15 protein-coding genes and 1 pseudogene are annotated in these 17,219 nt (G+C 59.8%); 6 read left to right on the top strand and 10 right to left on the bottom strand.

Annotation, left to right across the window (positions count from 1 at the left end; all coding sequences use genetic code 11):
* Positions 1-835 (top strand): putative bifunctional diguanylate cyclase/phosphodiesterase (locus tag sphsw_RS18325; RefSeq protein WP_160172619.1); only part of this gene is annotated, 835 nt, incomplete at its 5' end.
* Between the two features lie 88 nt (positions 836-923).
* Here sphsw_RS18325 and sphsw_RS08445 read toward each other — a convergent pair.
* Positions 924-2,036, bottom strand: a complete 1,113-nt coding sequence (locus sphsw_RS08445) for a carbohydrate porin (RefSeq protein WP_042466875.1) — start codon at positions 2,034-2,036, stop codon at positions 924-926.
* A gap of 209 nt (positions 2,037-2,245) precedes the next feature.
* Here sphsw_RS08445 and sphsw_RS08440 point away from each other — a divergent pair, with 209 nt between their 5' ends.
* Together sphsw_RS08440 and sphsw_RS08435 are read left to right on the top strand one after the other, a co-directional pair.
* The gene (locus tag sphsw_RS08440; RefSeq protein WP_042466887.1) at positions 2,246-4,099 is read left to right on the top strand and encodes a methyl-accepting chemotaxis protein; all 1,854 of its coding nucleotides are present in this window, start codon (positions 2,246-2,248) and stop codon (positions 4,097-4,099) included.
* A gap of 54 nt (positions 4,100-4,153) precedes the next feature.
* Positions 4,154-4,495 (top strand): PilZ domain-containing protein, encoded by a 342-nt coding sequence (locus sphsw_RS08435; protein WP_031395616.1) that lies wholly within the window; start codon positions 4,154-4,156, stop codon positions 4,493-4,495.
* A 63-nt stretch (positions 4,496-4,558) separates the two neighbouring features.
* Here sphsw_RS08435 and sphsw_RS08430 read toward each other — a convergent pair whose 3' ends face one another.
* From sphsw_RS08430 to sphsw_RS08415, 4 genes are all read right to left on the bottom strand, one after another.
* Positions 4,559-5,746, bottom strand: a complete 1,188-nt coding sequence (locus sphsw_RS08430) for a DUF1624 domain-containing protein (RefSeq protein WP_042466873.1) — start codon at positions 5,744-5,746, stop codon at positions 4,559-4,561.
* Positions 5,747-7,816 (bottom strand): TonB-dependent siderophore receptor, encoded by a 2,070-nt coding sequence (locus sphsw_RS08425; RefSeq protein ID WP_235188329.1) that lies wholly within the window; start codon positions 7,814-7,816, stop codon positions 5,747-5,749. It lies immediately after the preceding gene.
* Positions 7,817-8,294: 478 nt separating this feature from the next.
* Positions 8,295-8,606 carry a hypothetical protein gene (locus sphsw_RS08420; RefSeq protein ID WP_031440215.1) on the bottom strand — a complete coding sequence of 104 codons (312 nt, stop codon included), beginning with the start codon at positions 8,604-8,606 and terminating at the stop codon, positions 8,295-8,297.
* Positions 8,603-9,181 carry a hypothetical protein gene (locus tag sphsw_RS08415; RefSeq protein WP_031440214.1) on the bottom strand — a complete coding sequence of 193 codons (579 nt, stop codon included), beginning with the start codon at positions 9,179-9,181 and terminating at the stop codon, positions 8,603-8,605. The genes sphsw_RS08420 and sphsw_RS08415 overlap by 4 nt, the downstream gene beginning before the upstream one ends.
* Before the next feature lie 908 nt (positions 9,182-10,089).
* Between sphsw_RS08415 and sphsw_RS08410 the strand changes: the two genes are divergently transcribed.
* The gene (locus sphsw_RS08410; protein ID WP_031440213.1) at positions 10,090-10,533 is read left to right on the top strand and encodes a DUF6641 family protein; all 444 of its coding nucleotides are present in this window, start codon (positions 10,090-10,092) and stop codon (positions 10,531-10,533) included.
* A 157-nt stretch (positions 10,534-10,690) separates the two neighbouring features.
* On the opposite strand, the gene sphsw_RS19340 is transcribed toward sphsw_RS08410, so the two are convergent.
* The 3 genes and pseudogenes from sphsw_RS19340 to sphsw_RS19330 form a co-directional block, all read right to left on the bottom strand.
* Positions 10,691-11,491, bottom strand: a complete 801-nt coding sequence (locus tag sphsw_RS19340) for a hypothetical protein (protein WP_152555443.1) — start codon at positions 11,489-11,491, stop codon at positions 10,691-10,693.
* A 160-nt stretch (positions 11,492-11,651) separates the two neighbouring features.
* A pseudogene (locus tag sphsw_RS20365) lies at positions 11,652-12,014 on the bottom strand (transposase); the annotation flags it as partial.
* A 76-nt stretch (positions 12,015-12,090) separates the two neighbouring features.
* The gene (locus sphsw_RS19330) at positions 12,091-12,804 is read right to left on the bottom strand and encodes a hypothetical protein (protein WP_152555442.1); all 714 of its coding nucleotides are present in this window, start codon (positions 12,802-12,804) and stop codon (positions 12,091-12,093) included.
* A 112-nt stretch (positions 12,805-12,916) separates the two neighbouring features.
* On the opposite strand from sphsw_RS19330, the gene sphsw_RS18810 reads away from it, so the two are divergent.
* Positions 12,917-13,126 (top strand): helix-turn-helix domain-containing protein, encoded by a 210-nt coding sequence (locus sphsw_RS18810; protein ID WP_031440211.1) that lies wholly within the window; start codon positions 12,917-12,919, stop codon positions 13,124-13,126.
* 80 nt (positions 13,127-13,206) lie between these two features.
* Positions 13,207-14,346, top strand: a complete 1,140-nt coding sequence (locus tag sphsw_RS08395) for an AAA family ATPase (RefSeq protein ID WP_031440210.1) — start codon at positions 13,207-13,209, stop codon at positions 14,344-14,346.
* 945 nt (positions 14,347-15,291) lie between these two features.
* Here the strand turns inward: sphsw_RS08395 and sphsw_RS08390 are convergent.
* Together sphsw_RS08390 and sphsw_RS08385 are read right to left on the bottom strand one after the other, a co-directional pair.
* Complete coding sequence (locus sphsw_RS08390; RefSeq protein ID WP_235188328.1) at positions 15,292-16,434, bottom strand: hypothetical protein; 1,143 nt, start codon at positions 16,432-16,434, stop codon at positions 15,292-15,294.
* Entirely contained in the window at positions 16,401-17,081 is a 681-nt protein-coding gene (locus tag sphsw_RS08385) for a recombinase family protein (protein ID WP_042466871.1), read from the bottom strand. Before sphsw_RS08385 ends, sphsw_RS08390 begins: the two co-directional genes overlap by 34 nt.
* Positions 17,082-17,219 lie beyond the last annotated feature (138 nt).

The following is a 17,219-nucleotide window of genomic DNA, read 5'->3' as shown; positions in this document are numbered from 1 at the left end:
GGGCGGGCGCGGCAATTATTGTTTCTACACGCCCGACATGCACGTCTTCGCAACCCGCCGGCGCGAGCTCGAGATCGAACTGCGCCGTGCACTGAAATCGGAAGAGTTCGAGGTTCACTACCAGCCGCAGGTCGCGATCGGCACGCATGCGGTGGTCGGCTTTGAGGCACTCGCACGCTGGTATCATCCCGAGCGCGGCATCATCCCCCCGAACGAATTCATCAGCGTGTGCGAGGAGATCGGGCTGATCGGCGCGGTTGGCGAATTCGTCCTGACGCGCGCCTGTCGGGATGCGGCATGCTGGCCGGACAGCGTCAAGATCGCGGTCAATCTCTCCGCGCTGCAGTTCAAGTCGGGGACGCTGCCGGCCGTCGTCGCCCACGCGCTGCGTGTCAGCGGCCTCGATCCGCGCCGCCTCGAACTGGAGATCACCGAAAGCGCGATGCTCGACGACACGGCGAGCGTCCTGAAACAGTTGCGTGACATCAAGCAACTGGGCGTGCTCATCTCGCTCGATGATTTCGGCACGGGCTATTCGTCGCTGAGCCATATCCGCAATTTCCCGTTCGACCGGGTCAAGATCGATCAATCGTTCGTCCGCGATCTCGGCACCAACAGCGACAGCCTGGCGATCGTGCGTGCGGTGACGGGGCTCTGCGGGAGCCTCGGGATCCTGTCGACCGCCGAGGGGGTCGAGACGCTCGATCAGCTGAATATCCTGGTCGCAGAGAAGTGCGACAGCGCGCAGGGCTATTATTTCAGCCGCCCCGTGCCGTTCGTCGAAACGCTTCCCTTCGTCTCTCGCATGCACGCGCTTCAGTCACAGGCCGCCTGAGCCGGGTGCGCGGATCGGACGCGGCTGGCCGTTGCTCACGGCAACGCCAGTCCTCGGGGATCCGCAGGAGCCGCGATGAGGCTGACCGTCAGCGACGTGAAAATTCGGCTATCAGCCGCAGCCCGACCACGAACGCCGACCGGCGGCCTGCGCCGGCATAGGCGCGGCGAACATATTGCACGTCGGGCTGGACCGCGAGGAAGGGCGCCGCCCGATCCTGATAGGTGATCTCGATCCCCGTCTCCGCGGCGTCGGCGTGATCGCCGGCATCGCGCACCGTCTGACGCAGAGCCTGCGATAACAGGCCCTGCGCGACGCCGATCGAGAATTGCCCGTCGGGCCGTCCGGGAACGAGGCCGCGTGCGAGCAGCCCGGTTTGAAAACCGCCGCGAAACGGCGTCGTCTTCCCGTCCGATATGCCCGCGCGCAGGAACAGATCGATGCCCCGGCCGTCGTCACCGACCAGCCGCTGATCGACCAGTACATAGGCACCGATCGCCGTTCGTTTGACCGGATCGCCGTTGCCGTCGCACGCCCGCATGTCGTCCTGACGCCGCGTGTAGCGCCACGCACCGAACGCCAGCTTGCCGTTGGCGCGTGTCCCGGCCTCCGCGATCAGAAGCGCGCCGTCGTGCATTCCGAGGTCGATCCCCGTCGTATCGCCCAACACCCCTGCCCGCGCATTCACGACGGCAGCGTGGAAATAGCCAGATGTGCCGATCGACGTCTTCAGTCGCATCGTCAGCGCGGTCGAGGGGAAGATCGAAGGCCCGTTGGGCCCCGTCGCCGCGAGCTCCGAGCCGATGCCGAACGCCGGCGCGACCAGCATGCCCGCGGAGTCATTCTGGTAGAAGTCGACGTTCAGATCGGACAGCCCGACCAGCAGCGCGGCGCGTCCACCCGCAAGATCCTGTTCGACCCACGCCTCGTACAGCTTCACGCGGCCGTCAGCGACCTCGATATTGTCGACGCCCTGCACCGTCCCCGCCAGCGCATTGATCGATCCCCCCTGATTGCTCAGCACATGGAGATGCGCGCGCGCGCCGCGCCAGCCGGCCAGCCGGTCGAGGTCGCCATCGGCCGTGACCTCGAGATTGTCGAGCACCCGCGCGCCCCGCGCGTCGCCGCCAGCGACGTTGCCCATGAGATCGACGACATAGCGTCCCGTGATCGCGACGGCACGTGGCGGGGGGTCTTGCACGACTTCTGGCGGGCCGGACTGCCCCCAGGCAGGTAACGTCCAGGCCGCGGAGAGTAATAGGGCGGGTCCGACCAGTCGAGGCACCGTCATAATATCCACGCGCCACCTCCGAGCACTGCATTCCCGCCTATTATAGAAATCGAAACGTGTCCCAGTACGGAACAGGCCAGCAAAACATGATGATGACGAAGTCCCGGTCGCGTGATGCGATGTCGCTGACCCGTATGATCCGGATGGCGGGCGTGGTCCTGTTCGGACTGATGCTGCTCTGCGGTGCGACCGGCATCGGCGCGGCGTGGATGCAGAGCGCCGCGCTGCACCGTCTGACCGATGCGACGACGCTGCTTTCCAATCACCAGGGCGCGGACATGATGCACGACGCGATCCGCAGCGACGTGCTCGCGACATTCCAGGCAGCGGAGCCCGGCAGCGCGATCAAGCCGGATGATATCCAGAAGGATTTCCGCGAGCATCTCGTCGCCCTGCGCGAGGGGATCGCAGCGGATTCGGCGTACACCGGCGATGCTGCGGTCGCCGCGGTAACTTCCAGGCTGGCGGCGCCGATGGAGGCCTATGTCCGCGCTGCGACGCAGGTCATCGATCGCGTCGGCCGCGATCCGGTCGCCGCGCGTGCGATGCTGCCCGGGTTCTTCGATCAGTTCCGCGTGCTGGAAGTGTCGATGGGCGCGGCGTCGGATGCGATCGAGACGAATTCGACACGGTCCGCCGAGAAAGCGGAGCAGCTCGGCACGATCGCGATGATCCTGCTCGCCATCACGCTGGCGGTCGGCATTGCCGGAACGCTGGCATTCGTGATGGTCGCACAGCGCCGGGTCGTCCGGCCGATCGTGGTCCTCGCCGGCACGATGCGCGCACTCGGCGACGGCAATCTCGCCGCCGAGGTGACCGGCGCGGATCGCGGCGATGAACTGGGCGACATGGCGAAGGCGATGCTGGCGTTCCGGAACCAACTCCAGGCGGCCGAGGCAGCGAAACAGGCCCAGGCGGCACTGATCGTCGACAGCCTGGGTACCGGCCTCACCGCACTGGCGCAGGGCGATCTGACCGCCGAGGTAGTCGCCGATCTGCACGCGCCGTTCACCGGGCTCAAGAGCAACTTCAACAGCGCGCTCGCCAGCCTGCGCGGGCTGATCGGATCGGTCGCGCAAGGGGCGATGATGATCCGGACCGGATCACAGGAGATCGCGCAGGCGAGCGAGGATCTCGCCCGGCGCACCGAAAGCAACGCGGCCAGCCTCGAGCAGACCGCGGCGGCGATCGCGCAGATGGATCAGCGCCTCAGGGCTACCGCGGTCGCCGCGGGCCAGACCGTCGAGCGGGCGGACGGCGCGATCACCACCGTGGCGGACGGGCGCAGGATCGCGGACGAGGCGGTCCAGGCGATGACCCGGGTCAGCGAAAGCGCGACGGGGATCGACAGCGTGATCGAAGGACTCGACAAGATCGCGTTCCAGACGCGCGTGCTGGCGATGAACGCCGCGGTCGAGGCAGGGCGTGCGGGCGAGGCGGGTCGCGGGTTTGCGGTGGTCGCCGATCTCGTCTCCGCGCTGGCGATGCGCGCCGAGGAGGAGGCCGGACGCGCGCGCGACCAGCTGACCGCGACGCAGGCCGATATCGGCACCGCGGTGGAACGCGTGCAGCGGGTCGATGGTGCGCTGTCGGCGATCTCGACGGATGTGCGCGGCGTGCACACGCTGCTCGCCGGGATCGCGGACGACAATCGTGCGCAGTCGAGCGCGATTACCGAGGTCAGCATGGCGGTCGGCGCGATGGACCAGGCAACGCAGCAGAATGCGGCGATGGTCGAACAGACCTCCGCGGCGGCGCGCAACCTGACCGCCGAAGTCGCAGCGCTGTCGGACCAGGCGGCGAAATTCCGCATCGAAGGCGCGCAGCGTGGCGCCGGGGCAATTCGGCAGATGACCGAACAACCGGACCTACAGCGCGACACGCGCCTGCGCTCGTCTCGATCGGCGACCACCACGCCCCCCGCCCCGGTTGGTATCGACGAGGACGCGGATTACGGGTTCGCCGCCTTTTGACGCGAGCGACGCGTGCTTAACGCGGCATTAGGGTTGATGGCCTAGATGTGGCGTATGAAGACCTACCGCCGCCTCGCCAGCGACATCAGCCACGATCTGCTCGATCGACGCAATTGCACGCGGCGTGCGATCAGCCTCCCCGTGACGATCGTCACCGGCTTCGGCGACACACACGCGGCGATCGTTCAGAATGTCTCGTCCCGGGGTTTCAATATCCAGTCCGAATATGGCGTCACGATCGGCCGGTTTCTCTCGCTCGACATACCCGGGCTCGCCCAATATCCCGGTTGGGTGGCGTGGTCCTATCTCGGGGGATTCGGGCTGGAGGTCGCCAACCCGATCCCCGAACAGGTGATCGAGCATATCGTCGCGATGGCCGTCAGACACGCCGCCTGAGCTGCGGCATGCCCGGCGGGGGCCGCGTGATCGCGTCGTCACCGCGCCGATGCGGACCTGCCATCAGAAAAAGCGCAGCCAAGCGATATCCCGACGACGCTGCTTCAACCGCGCGAACCACATCGTCGGGAGCGAGAAGGGTATGATCAGGACGACGTACCAGATGAGCACCCAGGCATAGCCGTCGACCATGAAGACCGCACCATCGGTCGGCCCCCACCACGCCAGCGCCGCGTGATAGAGGATGCGCAGCATGGTGAGATGAAACAGATAGAAGAACATCGGTGCGGCACCGAAGACGGCCAGACCGGACACGAGCCGTGAGCTCGCCAGTCGCTCGCATTGCGCCAGCAGCAGCGCTCCGCCGCCCAGGGTCGGCAGCAGGAACAGGAGCGACGGCGGATATTTCGTCATCGACAGGAAGCTGATCGCCGTCCGCAGCGGGCTGTTATCGACCACATGCCAGGGCGCGTCGCCATAGAGGTTGAACGCGCGCAGCGTGATGAAGCCAACGATCATCCCGATGCCGAGCCGCGTCAGATATCGCCTGCGCTGCGCGGATTCGACCATGCGGTCAAACCACGGCCCGATCGCGTGACCGAGCAGCATGACCCCCAGCCACGGAAGGATCGGATAGGTCGTCCTGGCCAGGAACCCGAACGGCAGGGCGATCACGTCACGCTGGTGCAGCAACGCCCAGACCGGAAACAGCGTGTCCCCCTGGTGCAGCCGAACGGGATCGAGCAGATTGTGGCCACACACCAGCACCAGTCCCAGAGCGATCCGTGCCGGCCGGGGGAGCCGTATCAGCCCGGCGAGCAGGATCATGCACAGGCCGAGGCACCAGATCACCTGCAGCCAGAAGGTCGGCTGAGGCACGATCCCCCAATAGAGTGGCGACAGGTACAGCACGTCGATCGCCATCAGCAGCAACCCGCGCTTTGCCAGGAACGCGGCGGTTTCGCGCGGCGTGTGGCTGACGCCGAAGAGATAGGCGGAAAGGCCGGTCAGCGCGACGAAGATCGGCGCGCAGAAGCTGGCGGCGAAGCGCGCGATCGCGAGTGCCGGCATGACCGTGTTGGCATCCACCGGATCGGGCATGGGAACAAGGACAAGCCATGTCTCGCGCAGATGGTCGAGCAGCATCAGGATCATCACGATCCCGCGCACCGCGTCGATGCTCTCCAGTCGCCTGCGCGGGATATCGCGATCGGGTGCGGCAGCGCGCGTCTGGTCCGTCGTGATCGCCATTCAGAATTCCGCTCGCAACGACGCGCGCACGGTGCGTGGCGCGCCTGGATAGATCCAGACCGAATTGTACGAGCTTTGCGCGTAGCGCTCGTCGAACAGGTTATCGACCTCGGCGCGGACCGTCAGCGAACTCGATAGCGGGATGTCGGCGGACGCCTTCACCTTCACATAGTCGGGCAGCATGAGCCCGCTGGCGTCGGTCGCGCCGGACCGCTTGCCGACATAGGCGACACCGCCGCTGATCTGCCAGTCCCGGCCGGTGCCGGGATCGAAGCGGTGCACGATAAAGGCGGTCGCCGAATGATCGGGGACGTTCAGCGCGAGCGGCGTGGCGAACGACCGATCGTCGGTGCGCGCCCGGGTCCAGGCATAGTTCACCACTGCCTGCCACCGCGCGGCAAGCCGCAGCGACGCATCGAATTCGACGCCGCGGCTCGTCAGCGATCCCACCGGCGCCAGGAAATTGGCGTCGTTCGGATCCGTCGTGAGGACGTTGCTCTTTTTGATATCAAACCAGGTCAGGCCGACATCGATACCGCGCCAGCGGCCCGCCGCGCCGATTTCGTAGCCATGCCCCTGTTCGGGGGCGAACGCGACACCCCCCGCGCCACTGCCGGAATTCAGCTGGAACGACTCACCCCAGTTGGTGTGGACCGAGAGCGCGTCGCTGACGGCATAGCGCGCGCCGAGGCGGAAATTGACCGGGCGCCCCCTGGACACGGTCGTCGCCTTGACGAGATTGCGCGCGAGCTGCTGCCGATAGGCGTCGAGGCGGATGCCCCCGACGAGATCGAGCCGATCGGTCACCGCCCAGGCGTCCTGCGCGTAGAGCGACACCACGCGCCGCGTTTCGCGCTGATCGATACTGGGCAGGAGCGGCAGGGCCTGCGTCTCGCCATAGACGGGGTTGAAGACGTCGATCGCATAGGGATTGTCTGCTGTCGGATTTCGCCGGTTCAGCAGTTCGAGATAGTCGAGCGTGTTGCCCTTGATGCCCAGGCTCGGACGATGAAGCCCGAGCGCCTGCACTTCGCCGCGCACTTCGAGACGCGCGGACAGATCCTCGACTTCGTAACCCCGTTCGCGACGCTGCCGCCACAGCGTGTGTCCGTCGACGACGCGCGACGGATCCGCCGAAAAGCCCCGCAACGTGCCGGTCCGATAGGCGACGCCGCCGACGAGCGACCATGTCCCACCCAGCCGCGCTTCGCCGGTCAGCTGGTGGCGGGTGTCGCGCGCGCGCGTCGGCCCGTTCGAGGGTTCGCCGAGAAACCGCGACGCCGGCAGCGCGAGCGGATCGCCATCGACCGCCGCCACACCGCGGTCGAACGGCGCGTCATAGACGATATGCTGGGCGAGATAGGTGAGCTGTACGGCGTCGCTCGGCCGGAAGGTCAGCGATGGGGACACGACGCGGCGCTTCACCGTCACGAAATCGCGGTAGCCGTCGCTGTCTTCGGTCGCGACCACGATCCGCGCGGCCAGCGTCCCGGTCAGCGGCCCCGTCGCGTCGAGTTCGATGCGACGCGTGTCGAACGAACCATAGTGCAGCGTCGCCGACGCCTGTGATGCAAAACGCGGCGTCTTGCTGACCATATTGACCCGTCCGGCGGGATCGATATCGCCAAAGACGGCGCCGGCAGGGCCCTTGAGGATCTCGATACGCTCGATCGTCGCGGGGTCCCGCGCAGGGGCGCTGCCGCGATTGGCGATGAAGCCATCGGTATAATATTCGCCGCCGCCATCGGCGGTGCTCAGGAAGCCGCGGATCGCGAAATTATCGGCAAAGCCCCCGCGATTATTCTGCTGGCTGCTGCCGCTCACCAATTCCAGCGCGTCGCTCAACCGGTACGTCCCCGCCGCACGCAGGATGTCCTGTTCGAGTGACCGGCTTGATTGCGACATGACTTCGGTCGCGCGATCGGAGGAAAGCGTCGCGTCCCGCGATGTCCGGGTCCCCAGCACGACGATCTCGTTCCGCTCCGCCGGTTCCTCCACGGCCTGCGCAACCGCCGGCGACCCTGCCATCATGCCGATCGCGCCAAGCGTGTGCCGCAGCCGAAGCGGCACAGCCCCGCCCGATAATCGTGTCACAGTCCGCATCGTCCAGCGTGCCAAGAGACTTCCTCATATGCGATGATATGTTGTCTCCTAACGTCACCACTCCGCTATGGCAACGCGGCAGTCTGCAGTGGTGGCCAGGTGTACGAACGATCGACCTGAACCTGCAGGGCGGGACGCAAAACAAGAAGCATCGAGCTTTGCTGCCCGTCCTTCTGACGCTCGATCGCTGGCTATGGGCCGAATACGCGACCTCACGTAAATCAAATTGAGGGACCGCGCCGGCCGCGGCTGGCTGGTCAATTATCGCGGGCGAGCGGTGCAGAATGTCGACCGGGCCTGGGACACCATGCTTACGAAGCTCGGACTGCCGATGGGCCGCGAGTGGCGCTCGTACCTATTGCGCCACAGCCTCACGACGCTCGCGCGCAACCGCGGCGCTACGAAGTGGGATTTAGAAGGTTTCATGGGTCACAGCGACGGCCGTTCAGCCCCTCGCGTCGCGCAACGCATCCAATGTAGCCATCTTGACCGGGTCTTCAACTGCAAGAGCCTCTTCAAGATAGTAGCCATAAGATATGTTGCGCACCACCTCTTGCGCCTCGCCACTATATTCTTCCGCTATGATCGGAAACGCATTCACGAGCTCACGGAGAAATCCCTTGTCCATCTCTTGAAGATGGCTAGCTAAGGCTTCCATCATTTTCACGGCGGTATCAGGGTTAAGTTCCTCGTCGTCGGTCAGTTCGAGGAACACGGCATACTCCGCGATAATTTCTGCAACCTGCATAGCGATCATGGCTTCACAACCTTTACGTGAATGTTCGTGATGCTCATCTGCTTGAGCAGTTTCAGTGCCTTGGTTTTCTCGACAGGCGTAGGGACCTCCCACGTCCCGATCAGACGGTGTTGTACCAATACCTCCGACTGCCGCAAAATCTGGGCCCGCGAACGAGGCCTGTTTACGACAGCCCATTTTCGGTCGACCATAAAATCGCCCTGAATGCCGTCAAACTTCACCGGCCGCTTAGAACCGTTGGGCATCGTCCGCATCAACGTTGGCGCCTGACCGGCGCGCGCGCCGGGCGCCGAATCGTTATAGGGTTTCCATGCCTTTTTTGACGTGGTCGTCTCCTTGACCCAGCCGATTTGCGGCGGGTCAAAGGTTATACGCGGCCTCGCGATAGCGAGTCGGCGCAATGCGGCAGCCTTGGAGAGCGCCGCCCCCGGCGCTACCGCCAGCGCGACGTTCCCAGCAACCTTTCCTGCGGCGCGACCGATGTCCCGCGCCGAGGCGTTGGCAACGGCGCTTGCCGCGCGGGAGGCCTGGATATGGGCCGGGGTATCCTCAGCAGTGATTGCGGTGTCGATCATGGCCGCGATGCCACGGCCGGCGTTGCGAACAGTCGTTACCGGATTTGTTGTTAGCGCAGCATGGACTCCCGCCACGGTTCCTTCCCCAACATCATAAGTCCCTGACCGACGCCATCAACGAATTCGGCGACGGGGTTCGGCTGACCACCGGGCCGCGCTCCCGGGATCCGCGTGGACTGCACCTTGGCCGACCTGCGTTCTACCGATTTCGGGTCGTCGCCCGTGAGCGATCGGGCGCGGGGCGTTTCAGCCTTTGGCGGTTTTGCGGTCCGCGATGTATAACTATCCCCTAGGCTTGGAGCGCGACCGCTCCCAGAACGCGCACGATCGTTTCTGGCGCTCGTCGTATCGGTTTGGGTCGGTCCATCACGGCGCCCCGCGCCTGCAAATGTAAACCGGCCGTCCGCCGGATCATGCCATGGATTGATTTGAGTTCGAGACCGTCAGGACCTAGCGCCGATGGCACCATGCCCGTCCGTAGCCACCGTGAAAATGCGGTCCGCTTACGGATGCCTGATGTCTGGACCATGCCATCCCCCGCCTATTGCTGCGGTGAGAACATCTGAGCAACATTATCCTACGAGTCAGCGCGCAACGCGAGCAAATCTTGAAATTCGCCCTGCTCAACCGCGCTTCTGTAGTATGGTGCCGCTTACAGGACTCGAACCTGTGACCCCCGCATTACGAAGACTCGGTTCAACGAATAACCCCTTAGAATACCTTTGTTTTTCATTAGGGTTTGACCCTCTATGACAATGACAATGCTCACAATCTGTGCCGTGAAGTTACAACGATACGACGGAATGACAGCCCGCTGAGCGGGCTTCACAATCGGCAGACAGATAACCTCGTTGTCTCATGTTCCCGTCGACCGGACGATCATCGTATCAACCAACGGAGATATGATGATGACGGTACTTTCCTCACTGACAATGGTGGCATCTGATCGAGCGGCAATGCGGGTCAGAGGAATTGGATCGATGCGGCAGAAGCTGATCGATCGAATTGGCGACCAGATCGAATTGGCAAAGGCCACCGAGTCCGGTCAGTCATTCCAGCGGGTCAAATATCGCCGTGTCCGTGACATCGAAAGCGAACAGGTTTCCGAGTCCGTCGTGAAAACTCGTGTTCGTCCTTGGTGGACGGCAGATACAGACGGTTCGGTCCTCCTGTGGATCAAATACGGAAATACGAACCTCGAATTGGCGAAGGGTAAGCCAGCCATTCGGATCACGAATCGGAACGAGCTTATTCCCACGCTGGAGACGGTCCTGAAGGCAGTCAGGGCTGGTGAGATGGATAAGCAGATCGAGGTTGCCGTGGCCTCGTTCAAAGCCCGCTTCAAAACGTGATGTTACGAAAGCGGTCGATATTTTCGATCCCCTCAAGCAGATCAATTGATCACTGTTTTATCACCTTGACGACCGGTCTTTGATATCTCGTCGGAAATAGGGCCTCGTCCATCTAAGTATTTTTATCCGAGAGTGTTCGGCTTCGGACTCAGCATGCCTATGGCTGCGGTTGCAGCGGTGGCTGCTGCTGCGGAGCTACAGCATCCCCCGGTGAACGAGCGCTATTTCCAACAGGAGACGGTTCTGCCACGAAACTTTTCAAGGCATCCATCACTGCAGTTGTCGTGGTCGTAGGCAACGTCGTCGCCGGTTGCTCCGCAGTGGTCGTTACTGTTTTGGTACCCCCCGTTTCAGGCTTACCTGTTTCGGTTGAGGCTTCGTCACCCTTTGGTGCACCGCTATCGGATGCCGTGTCCGTGGGCGTCTCTGTATCGCTGCCGCTGTCCGAGGCGTTTTTTTCGACGGTCTTAGTTGTCGTCTCTATATTCGAAGAACTAATAGTGCTCGCTATTGCGCCAGCCGTGCTGACGATCGTAACTGCCTTATTTGCTGAATCCCACATGTGGATGACTTGGTCTGCTGTTAAGACCCCCTTATAATTTGACGAGATTTGGCAAAGGTAGAAAAATGCGATATTTGCGTATGCGGTCTGTGCATTCGACGCATTTAGCATCGCAATCGCTTGCTGCTGCCCAAAAGAAAGCTCTCCACTTCCTTTTGCTGCATTACCGGTGGTTGCCCCCTCGCCCTTCGCTGCGGCTTTGAGAGATGTGGCATTTGCTGTCAGTGCACCTTGCGCACAGGTTCCGCCCGCTCCCGATAGCCCAGCTGAGTAGTTCGACTTCCATATTAGAAGACGATCACTTCCCGGCTTTAACTCCACCGCACGAGTATTGAGTAAGGCGCAACCGCTAAGTCCGCAGCCAGCAATCATAGCCCAGAATGGTGATTTTAGCATAACCCCCCGACCTTTTTAGATATTTCGGTTTGGTACGCTTACTATCGTAATAGTACGGACTATCCTTTCCGATCGTCAAGCTGCGCGAGACGGGAGATTTCACAAGTTTTTTACAAAGTCTATCTGGTAGTTTTGTAATAACTTAAGGCAGTGCCTAGGCTCAGGGATCGCTGATTCGAGTCACAAGATGATAGTGGTGGTGAGCGATGACGGAGAAGAAGACCGTTGGGCATCTATCGTAGCGGGCGGCGACCCGACGCCAGCCCTTCAGGCGGCCAAACAGAATTTCGATGCGGCTGCGGCTTTGGTTACGGCGCTTTCGGCATTTGCTGGGCACGTTTCAAGATTTGCTTCGGCTACTGCAGGGTGTGATGCCCTTTGCTTGAGGCGCGCGCCTATACCAGTCTGCGTCGTAGCCGCGGTCGCCCAGCATCCACGGCGCGTCGGGTAGATCGTCCAGCAGCGCTGCAGCGCCGGTGTAATTGCTGACCTGGCCAACCGTCAGAAGAAAGCTGAGCGACCTACGTCATCGAGCGACGAAGCGCCCAACCCTCCCCGTTAACCTAGTCGGGGGTGGGCGAGCCGCCCCTCGACTCCGTCTAGTTCTCATCCTCGGGTGGAGAAAAGCCTTCTGTTAAATTGATCGATAACAGGGTTGGCCGCTGTCCGGCAGGTAATTGTGTTTTGGTGACGACGTCCTTGGATTGAGCAATATTCCCGACCGTGTGCTCCACGTTGCCCGTCGAATAATTGATACTCTCATTATCGTAGTCGCCGGTACTACGCATCTGGTTGACCGCATCATACCCGATCAATTCGAACTTGGCGTTCTGATACCGAAAGGTGAACGTCTCGTGCGTTAGATCCGTACCCGTCCCCTCGACGTACACCCTCAGCGACCGATTTTTAATCTGCAGTGGGTTGTCGCTTGCAAACGGGTCCGTGTCGTTTTCGACAACTGGTAAGAATGTATCCGTGTCGGCAGCTATCGATTTTGTGCCGTCCGGCTTGCCGAAGGCAATCAACAAACGCCGAGTACCGTCGACGGAAGCACCATCACGTTTAAGGATGAGAACCTGATCCGGAACACCGTCAGCGTTCAGGTCGCCACCGGCTGACCATTGTGTAGCCCACCCCTTCGGAACTACCGACGTTGGTTCGGGCTGAGCTACCACCGCTGAGGTGTTAGCACTCATCGACGTATTTGAGACAGGCTGCGTAGCGCCATCGGATGTGTTGTCAGCTCTCGACGAATTTGCGCACGCCGACGTTGCCAGGACGACCGCCAAAGCGGTCAGGGTCGATTTTTGCATTCACATTTCTCCTGTTCGATTGTCACGATCAGGGGACAGCGTTGCAAGTGCAACTGGTATTTGACACGCCTAGGGGACAGACGACGCCGGGGGCTTGCAGCCATGTCGCTGCATGGATTTGGTCCAGCTTCTCGGTGAAAACGTGCGACGGCTCCGGAAGGAGCGCGGGCTGTCACAGGAGGAGCTGGCATTCCAAGCAGGAATGAAACGTAGCTATCTCAGTGACATTGAACGCGGAACTCGTAACCCCAGCGTTCGAGCCTTAGAACGTATAGCTGAGGCTCTTGCCGTCGCCCCCGACATGCTCATCAAGGTTCAGTAGCAAACGACGCTGTTACGTCGATAAAAAGCTGGCTAGAAGGCATAGCAGACATACAGGCCGTATAACCGTTCGGAGAACCTATGCGCATCAAGACATTTGAAGTCGTTGACTTGCTTGATCGCCCTGGAACAATCCGAGCATCGTTTCATAGCGATTTAAATATACTTACAGGAAAGAATGGGGCTGGAAAAACGAGCCTACTTAAACTTCTGTGGTATGTAATGAGCGGAAATATCATTCACGCCTTAAACGAAGTGCCGTTCAGTAAGTTTAATCTTGTCACGGACAGCTACGAATGCACCGTTTACAGACTCAGCTACAATACCTGTCGCGTCGAGTTCACTACCAATAATAAGACATGGGTTTTCGAGGACGGTCAGTCTGATGATGACGAGGACTTTACCAACGCCGAAGATCTTGCAAATCCCCGTCTTATAAAGAGGGGAAGCTCTGTATTTTTCCCAACATTCCGGCGTATCGAGGGAGGCTTCACGCTGACCCCGAACCGTAACCGTCGAAACCATACCGGACTTTTCTCGTTTGGCCCAAGTCGGGTTAAGTCGGATATCGAAGATGCGCTAACGGCTTTATCAAAAAAGCTGACCAACGGTACACACACCTTTGTGTCTTCGATATCAACCGCAGATATCGTCGGACTATTGCTAACTCGTTTCGCTGATCTATCTGGTTTATATAACGATATTCAGCAAAAAACGTCGGAGGAGATAATTTCAACGATCAAGGAGTTTAAGTCTGACAAGGAAGATGTTCAGGAGATTGATACAGCCAATATCGTTATTGACGATATACGGCAGAAGATCGAGTCTATGGAGTCTGATCGCGAGGATATTATGGCCCCGATGGAGGCCGTTCGTAGTCTTGTTGAGCGACTCTTCAAGCATACCGGCATTAATATCGGAACTCGCTTGAGCTTTGGGGATGCGGCAAACTCCGTTACCTCAGATGCCTTATCAGCGGGTGAAAAGCAGATGCTCAGTTTTATCTGCTACAACGCGTTTAATCAAAATAGCGTACTGATTATCGATGAGCCGGAGCTCAGCCTCCATGTCGATTGGCAAAGGCAGCTCTTTCCTATGCTGTTAGCGCAACAGTCATCTAACCAATTTATCATAGCGACCCACTCGCCATTTATTTACAGTAAATATCCCGATAAGGAGGTATTAATAGATCTAGATCGTGGTGACTCGGGAGGCATATGATTATGTCATCACTACGGGGGAAGGTAGAGGTTTCTGTCGAAGAGGCTATCGCGACGTTGAGTAGATCGTCTTTACCAACGATAGTCGTTGAGGGTACGGATGACATTTTAGTATATAGAGAGCTTGAGACTTACCACAATGGGTCGTTTCTTTCAGTCTTTCCCGTTGGAGGACGAGACGCCGTTCTGAGCTTGTTTGATTCTCGATCAGCTATGGAGAGCGGAACGGTCTTGTTTATAGCTGATCAAGATTCTTGGGTGATTCAGGGCATTCCAGAGCCATACCATCACCCTGACTTGCTACTTTCCAATGGCTACTCGATCGAGAACGATGTAATTCGTGATGGCAACCTCATCAATCTCATGAGCGCTTCCGAAAAAGAGAGCTTCGCTTCCGAACTCGACAGATTTATTGTGTGGTACACAGTCGCATTCCATTCGTTTTGTGAGGACCAAAACGAACGCATTGCGATACATCCCAACGAGGTTTTCAATAGGGCCGGACTGGTAACATCGAGCGCAAACGATATCGCTCACTCTGAGACCTTACGGGATCTTCAGGCAATAATTCTTGCCGATCCCTTCCGCCTTATCAGGGGAAAGTCTCTGCTTAATCTTATAATGCGCCATCTATCGTATACTGGTAGATCCGTTCGCCACAATGGTAGAGCGCTAATGGAGATGGTTGGATCAAATCGAGGGGTTGTCTTAAATGACCTGTTTGATCGGGTTGGAAGCAGGCTGAACAACCGGGCCATCTGATTGACATAGGAGGATCCAAAATAGCCGTTCGCATTGTCCGGAATATGCAAAGGAATCATTTGGCCACGATGACACTTTTGGTTTGAACGGATAAGACCCCTCGGGGTACGTAAATAATATAGGCATTGCATTGACTTACGCATAGGCGACCACTCCGCGAATATAGGTCCGATGCGGTCATAATTTACCGCATGCTTTGGAGGACGTCGACGTTCATCTCAGCCGTCAGGTGCTTCGCATAAAACCGGTCGATCATCTCGACGCTGGTGCGAGCGTTCCGGGCAAGGGTGAGCAGGCACATATCCTTACCCTTAATGAGCCGGAACATGATCGCCGAATGACGAAGCGAGTACAGCGTGCGCGTCTCGCCCGACGTAGATTGGTACAGGTCGGCTGATCGCAGAACGACACGCAGCTGACGACCGATCAACCGGAGGACAAAATCACGGTTCTGGTATTTCGGCATGAACACGAAATCGTCCGGCTTGCCGAACCCACCGTCTTTCCCTGCCTTCAGCAGTGTTTCGTAAATAGGCACGGCGTTCGGCATTGAGACAACCGGTGTGTTGACGGTTTTGCTAAAGTCGGTCGAGATCCGGAGGTACTGCGTTTCCTTCGTTCGAACGATCTCAACGTGTCGGTGGCGCAGCTGCTTGGCGTCGGAAGGACGCAAGAACGTGTTGACCGAGAACGTGCAGAACCGCCGCAGCTCGTCGGTGATACGATATCCATAGACCTTCGTTTCGAGATCCTCGTGGCGTTTGCACTCTTTCAGCAGAGCCTGATATTCCGTGAGGGAGAACCACCCCCTCACCTTCTGCTTCAGGCTGACCTTGGGCATCAACGGAACGTGATCGATCGCACCCGCGCGGGCGGCGGCTTGAAGCGTCTTGCTGACGAGGACGAGGATCATCTTGATCGTCGCTGACGACAGATCCTTATCCCGGAGTTCCTCAACAAATTCATCCAAGACGATGGTCTTGATCCGACGAACGTCGAGGTCGCCGAGCGGCTCCTCGCAATGACACCGAAGGATGCGACTTTGATCTAGCGCTAGACGGGGGCTCTTCTCCCCGCGCGCAACACGACGTTCATCGGCAGCGATCACGTCCTCAGCGAACCGGCGAAACGAGTTATCGCCCCGCAAAGCCTTTGCAGTCGGCGTCAGCTTGTCCGATATAGCCTGTGCATCGATCCGAGCCTTCCCAATGTCGGCGGTCTTCAAAGAACGTGCGACTTGTCGTCCATCGTGGCGGTAGCGGGCATAATAGAAGGGTGAGCCGACCGTTTGGGTCAGCGTGACATTTCCGATCCTTTCAGTGAGCATGGGTGAATTTCTCCGTGTGGTAAGCGCCGGACGACGTTCTTGACCGTCTCGGCATAAAACCGGCCTCCCTTCTTAGTGGGGATACCGAGCGTGTTGAGGTGGCGAGCAATCGCCGAATAAGACCGTCCCTCGTCCACCAGCGGCTGGACAACGGACGCAAGCGAATGGGCATGATCGATAGCTTGCTGGCGATGTTTGATCGCGAGTACCGATGCGTTAGCACCGAGGCGGACACCGCGCTTCTTCGCTTCAGCAAGAGCAAGGCGGGTACGCTCGGATATCAGCCGGCGCTCTTCCTGAGCGAGAGCGGCGAATATGTGGAGCTGGAAGTCCGAGGCGTGGGGCATGTCTGCCACGACCAACCCTACACCCTGCTCCATGATCCCGGCGATGAAGCTGACTTTGCGGGAAAAGCGATCGAGCTTGGCGATCAGCACTTTCGCTCCGAGACGTTTGGCGGCGGCGATCGCCTGCCAGAGCACGTCTCGCGTGTCCGACTTCCCGGACTGGACCTCTACATAGTCCCCCAGAACCTGATCATTGTCACCGATGAATCCGTCCACCAGTGACTTTTGTGCAGCCAGTCCTAACCCTGATCGTCCCTGCGCGGCGGTCGATACTCGATAATACGCAACGTACCGTGTCATTCGCTGGCTCCGTCAAAGGCAAACCTTGGTTAGCTTTGGACGGATCATGAGATTTTCCATTTCAGACAACGCTGTCAAGATCGAATTGAAAAAACGCGCCGAATCTCGGCCGAGCGACTCACCACAAGGCTTCAAGGA

Source organism: Sphingomonas sp. FUKUSWIS1, assembly GCF_000733135.1.
Taxonomy (GTDB): domain Bacteria; phylum Pseudomonadota; class Alphaproteobacteria; order Sphingomonadales; family Sphingomonadaceae; genus Sphingomonas; species Sphingomonas aerolata.
The sequence above is the reverse complement of the archived record's forward strand: the minus strand, read 5'-3'. Positions and strand labels throughout refer to the sequence as shown.